We start from the raw sequence: 5,526 nt of genomic DNA on the forward strand, positions 1-5,526 counted from the left end.
TTGACCACATGCCCACAGCAACTGCAGCAGACAGCGTCTCTGGCTGCGTGATAGAAAGGGATCAGGAGCGGTCAGTTTCCAACTAACAAACCGGTTCAAGCGGTCCCGCTCCGCGGGTCCATTTCAGCTCGACGAAGAGCTTTCAGCACGAGATGGTGGCGTGGCGTCGGAGGAAACCTGGGCGACCACTGGCACGCCAGAGGCCGCCAAGAGCTTGATCGACACGCTCCAGAAACTTTCAGCAGAGACCATCCAGTCGTGCCTCTTGGCAAGTTCTTTTCACCTATCGCCTTCAAGAAGCGCCTCAAGGATTTCCTCAATACCCCAATGCCGGTGTTCTGGAACGTCGAGAAATGATTGCGATGAACGCAGACCGTTCGTTCGGACCGTAAGACCATGGCAGGGAACAGTCCCATTTACGATTATCTGGTCATTGGCGGCGGCTCGGCCGGCGCGGTCATCGCGTCGCGGCTGAGGGAGGCCCACGGCCTTCGTATTCTCCTCATCGAGGCTGGATCCAGCTTCGATGAGGAGACACTTCCTCCACACGTGAGGTCACCCTACCCGGGCCGCGCGTACTTCGACAGACATCTCACCTGGGAAGGCTTGACGGTCAGGCTTACGGGAGAGGCTCGGCGCTCGAATCGACCAGAAACCCCCTATGAACAGGCTCGAGGCTTGGGCGGCGGCTCGCTGATCAACGGCATCGGATCGAACCGCGGATCACCGGACGACTACAATCATTGGCGGGAGGCCGGCGCCAGCGGATGGGGCTGGGACGACGTCCTACCCTATTTTCGTAAACTCGAAATGGAAGCGATATATTCGAGCGATGGTGTCCTGCACGGGACCGACGGTCCATGGCCTATCACTCATATCGATCCTGCAAGCTTCTCTGGCTTTACCCAGGCCATCCATGACGCTTTTTCATCATTTGGATACCAGAGACGACAAGATCAGAACGGCATCTGGCAAGACGGTATCTACCCGACCGCAGTCAACCTTGATAGTGCCGGGCACCGCGCCACGACCGCAACGACGTATCTGCGCGACGAAGTGAGACGAAGGCCGCAGCTCGAGATCCGTTGCAATACGCTTGCCACCCGACTCATTGCCTCGGATGGCGCGGTGACTGGAGTGGAATTAATGGATGAAGGCGGAAACCTTCAGATCATACGCGCGCACGAGACGATCGTCTGTGCCGGTGCGCTCCAAACGCCGACACTCCTATTGCGTTCCGGGATTGGTCCGGGAGCAGATCTCGTCAATCTGGGCCTTACAGTCGTGGCCGATCGGCCTGGTGTTGGTCGAAACCTGATGGAACATCCCTCCATCGGTGTTACGGCGCTCATCACTCCGGAAGCGCGTCTGCCGGCCGGTGAGAACTACCACATTCAAAGTCTGCTTCGATGGACGTCCGCTCTCGAAGGCACTCCCGCCGGCGACATGCACACCGGCATCGTCGCCCGCGCAGGCTGGCATGCCGTCGGAGGTCAGCTTGCCAACCTGTTCTCATGGGTCAACAAGTCATATTCCACGGGCCACGTGCGGCTGCGGTCCGCCGACCGCCGAACGCCGGCTCAGATTGAGTTTAAGATGCTTTCCGACGTCCGGGATCTACGCCGTCTGGCCGACGCGTTTCGGCTGTCCGCCAGAGCCGTGACGCACCCAAGGCTTGCGGACGTCGTCTGGGGTGCTGTGCCATCAACTTTCTCGGCACGAATAAAGAAGCTGCTGGCTCCCAGCCTCCGAAATCGCATGATCACCGATTTCGCAGCGCCTCTCATCGATCGCAGCGATCTTGTTCGTCAGCAGCTGGTGCGCATCATCCAAGGGGATACGCCATCACTGGCCCGGCTCTTGAAGGATGATCACGAGCTGGACGAATTCCTCAAGCATAATGTTGGCGGGGTCTGGCATCCCTGCGGAACAGCTCGAATGGGATCACCCGACGACCCGATGGCGGTGACCGCTTCCGATGGCCGCGTATACGGCATGGATGGACTAATCGTTTGCGACGCGTCGCTAATGCCGACAATCCCCTGCGCCAATATCAACGTTCCGGTCCCGATGATGGCAGAGAAGATAGCCGACAGTCTCAAGGCCTCATACAAGAGGAGCCTGATATGATCAGTCAAATCGTACGTCGGCTGGTCTGTGCTGTTCCTGTCCTCGTTCTCGTGGGATTCATCGTCTTTTCGATCCTCTATATGGCGCCAGGTGATCCTGTGGTTGTCATTGCCGGCGATCGTGCGAGCCCTGAGGATATCCGACACGTCCGAAAGATGCTGGGCCTTGACCGACCGTTCCTGGTTCGATTTGCAGAGTGGTTCTGGCACGTTCTTCACGGCGACCTTGGTCATTTCGTGCTCAACGGAGCATCGGTCACCGGCTTAATTCTGGACCGGCTTGGAGCGACATTGTCGTTGATGCTGTGAAATGGACCCGCGGAGCGGGACCGCTTGAACCGGTTTGTTAGTTGGAAACTGACCGCTCCTGATCCCTTTCTATCACGCAGCCAGAGACGCTGTCTGCTGCAGTTGCTGTGGGCATGTGGTCAACGCGGCAGCGTTGTCCACCATGTCCACAGCCTTCGCGGCCTGCATCCGTTCGCGCCAGACCGCCATCGGGGTGCGATAGCCGTGCGCCTGATGAAGGCGACGATCGTTGTAGAAGGCGATCCAGCTTGCGACCCCTGCCTTGGCCTCGCGGCCGTCGGCATAGCCTCTGAGATAGATGTCCTCATGCTTGTTCGTTCACGCCCTGAAGAATGCTGGCGTTCCGATCATCACCGTCATTGGAATTGGCGTGGCTCTCTTGATTGGAGGCGCCGTGGTGACCGAAACCGTGTTCGCCATCCCAGGGCTCGGTCGCCTGACTCTCGATGCAATCGCCATGCGGGCCCGATCATCCAAGGAGTGGTCCTGGTTTTCTCGTTCGCGTACGTGATCGTCAATCCGATCATCGATATCTCGTATGTATTGGTCGATCCGCGGATCCGTTATCGATGACCGTATCCTCCAAAATGATTCAACTCGAAAGCAGGCCAATGCTTTTATGGCGACGGCATAAGCTGATCGCCATAGGGGCGGCCTCCTCTCTCTAACGGTCGCTTGCGCGCTCTTGGCACCCGTCCTGGGAACAACGGATCCCACTATCTTCGCCCCAATGGACCGCTTGAAGCCCCCCAGCACCATGCATTGGTTCGGAACGGATATGGTCGGCCGGGACGTCTATTCTCGCGTGATATTCGGCGCACGGATTTCGCTGGTCGTGGGCATTTCGGTCGCCGCCATCAGCAGCAGTCTCGCTCTGGGCCTTCTGTCCGGCTCTGTCCCGCGGCTGGACAGTCTTATCATGCGCTTGGTTGATGCCATGATGGTGATTCCGTCCGTGCTGCTGGCGATCGCCCTATGGCACTCTGGAACCGCTCTTGGGAGTGTGGTGTTGGCTATCAGCCTAGCCGAGATGCCGCGAACACCGCGAACACCGCATTGTCCGGGGCGCGATTCTATCGCTATGAGGACAGCAGCGCCGCGGACTGAAGGCGGTGCAGGTTTTCGCTGAGCACTCGGATTGCCGAAGTGCGGTGCGCGGCCAGCCCCCGGCTGGCCACGCCGATCGGTCTATTATAGATGCCGCGAACGCTGCTTCCGATTCTTCCGAGCATCGGAACAAGACAAATCGCCCTTTCTGGATCTTCTAGACTCAGCCTCTTGTCTCTGACTTCTTGTATGGATTCGGTTCGCTAGCGGTCCGATAGTCATCCAGATTCCCGCCCAGAAACAGTACCTCGCGCTCCTCAGTTGGGGTATCACCCACCCATGCTAGATTGGGTTCATCACTCTCAGTCCCGTCCTCAAGAATCCTGACGATCTCTTCGGACGTCCAAGTGGCGGCCCTGGGCACCGTGTAGGTGTGCAACTCATTCGCGTGTTCCGCGATTGCTTTCGCGCCATACTCGTTGGCATCGTCCGGCGAAAGGAGCAGTTGTGAGGCGTCCTCGGACAGTGATACAAAAGGCGAACAATTGGTATTCCCCCTCATGTGCTCTGCCGCCGCGCGACCCAGATCAAGTTGTTGCCCTCCCCAAATATTCCAGGGGGCGGCGTCGTAACGCAAAGACGCCATGGAACGCAAATGGTCCATCGCGCTCTGACGGTCCAGCACATGTGGCTTGCAATGGCCGGCGTCGTTTTGGAAACGCTGCAGCTCCGCATACGACGATGCCACCACGTCATCGAAAACGCGGCTGCGATCGACACTGCCGGGTGACGGCCCAGTCGCTGTTGACCACTGTGCTGATTTTTGCGCAGCCAGCTCGATTTCTCTTCTGAGCGCCGCAACGTTCGCGCAGGTCAGCGTTGCGGCAAGTTCAGCGCGCGTTCTGACAAAGGTTGCAGCTGCGCACCGTTCGTTCTCCTGGATAGCCTGCGCTCTCATATTGCCTTCCGTGTCAGTCCGGGACGATCCGGCCCCGAGTGCATCTGATGTTTGGAGGATTGGCTGAGGCTCTCCAAGCCGCTGCTCAAAGTCTGCTTGCCCCGTTTCTTCCTGTTGCGGCTCGACGTAATTCGTCCAAGCGGCGGATGGGTTGATGTTGTTAAGCGGGTCCATTCCATTCTCCCTTTGGCAGCCTTGTCGATACCAATCGGACGAAGTTGATTCGATTTGAGCGGGTCACAAGAGTCGGAGAGCCCGAGACGCGCGCAGTGTCTATAAAACGGATATGAGCGCCAAAGGATCTCATAATGAGCACCACTAACAGAAATCAAATGCTGATCCAGCTATTTGACTCCTGGATCAATACTTCTTTTCAGGAGTTCCTCAGTCGAGTTCGCATCTGATTCCTACCCAGGAGTAGAGGACCGTAAAGACTTCCGCGCAACGTGGTCAGAACAGGCAAGGGGGCCCAGCCGGAGCTTGAATTCGAATGTCGGCGGGGTTTGCGTATGGCAGAGAACCGCCGCGGCAGGAGGAAAACCTCACGCGCTTTGCTTATTCGGGTGATTTTTCAAAGGGTCCATGTCGAACATCTGGTGGGGACAACTGCATCCTCTTCGGCAGGCGAACCTAAGAACAATCGCAAGCCAAGAATCTCGAAGCGCCGGCGCCAATCGATTGTCCCAGCGAGATTACTCGTAGGTCAGAAATATAGGCGACATCTGGATGCTTGAAGAAGGAACGCAGCAAAGCTGGTCGGTTGCCGATGTCGGCGAGCTGGGTGCGGACTCGGTCTTCCAATTTCTCGCCTGCGCGCAGCGGCCGGCGTGCATTGCCAGTGCGCTTGGCATGGCTCCATACGAGGCTCCATACGAGCTCGTCGGGATTCAAATCCGGGGCATATCCCGGAAGAAAGTGCAGCGTCAGCTTTCCCTGCGTGCTCGCCACGTAGTCCGTGACCACCGCCTTCTTGTGCGCGGGTAGCCCGTCCACAATCAGATGCAGCGCTTTCTTGCGGCGATACATCAGCTTCTTGAGCAGGTCCACGAACAGCTCGCCAGACAGTGCGCCCTTGTACGTCGC

Annotated in this window: 4 protein-coding genes and 2 pseudogenes; 3 read left to right on the plus strand and 3 right to left on the minus strand. The window is 58.1% G+C overall.

What is annotated here, in order from left to right; all coding sequences use genetic code 11:
• The first annotated feature begins 396 nt into the window (after positions 1–396).
• Both ACZYOF_RS41750 and ACZYOF_RS41755 read left to right on the plus strand, forming a co-directional pair.
• Positions 397–2,130, plus strand: a complete 1,734-nt coding sequence (locus tag ACZYOF_RS41750) for a GMC family oxidoreductase (RefSeq protein WP_463719394.1) — start codon at positions 397–399, stop codon at positions 2,128–2,130.
• Entirely contained in the window at positions 2,127–2,438 is a 312-nt protein-coding gene (locus ACZYOF_RS41755) for a hypothetical protein (RefSeq protein ID WP_463719395.1), read from the plus strand. Before ACZYOF_RS41750 ends, ACZYOF_RS41755 begins: the two co-directional genes overlap by 4 nt.
• Positions 2,439–2,510: 72 nt before the next feature.
• Here the strand turns inward: ACZYOF_RS41755 and ACZYOF_RS41760 are convergent, their stop codons facing one another.
• Positions 2,511–2,738 (minus strand): integrase core domain-containing protein, encoded by a 228-nt coding sequence (locus ACZYOF_RS41760; RefSeq protein WP_463719397.1) that lies wholly within the window; start codon positions 2,736–2,738, stop codon positions 2,511–2,513.
• Positions 2,739–2,748: 10 nt separating this feature from the next.
• Between ACZYOF_RS41760 and ACZYOF_RS41765 the strand changes: the two are divergent.
• Positions 2,749–3,011: pseudogene (locus ACZYOF_RS41765) on the plus strand (ABC transporter permease subunit); the annotation flags it as partial.
• 697 nt (positions 3,012–3,708) lie between these two features.
• On the opposite strand, the gene ACZYOF_RS41770 reads toward ACZYOF_RS41765, so the two are convergent.
• Positions 3,709–4,617: a hypothetical protein gene (locus ACZYOF_RS41770; protein ID WP_463719396.1), complete on the minus strand. Its 909-nt coding sequence runs from the start codon at positions 4,615–4,617 to the stop codon at positions 3,709–3,711.
• Positions 4,618–5,148: 531 nt separating this feature from the next.
• Positions 5,149–5,526, minus strand: a pseudogene (locus ACZYOF_RS41775) (transposase); the annotation flags it as partial.

The sequence above is a fragment of the Bradyrhizobium sp. LeoA1Lang genome, from assembly GCF_055413685.1.

What these genes read in the sequence shown, in the direction of transcription:
- ACZYOF_RS41750 (WP_463719394.1), top strand. Translation starts at nt 397, where the DNA reads ATGGCAGGGAACAGTCCCATTTACGATTATCTGGTCATTGGCGGCGGC.
- ACZYOF_RS41755 (WP_463719395.1), top strand. Translation starts at nt 2,127, where the DNA reads ATGATCAGTCAAATCGTACGTCGGCTGGTCTGTGCTGTTCCTGTCCTC.
- ACZYOF_RS41770 (WP_463719396.1), bottom strand. Translation starts at nt 4,617, where the DNA reads ATGGACCCGCTTAACAACATCAACCCATCCGCCGCTTGGACGAATTAC.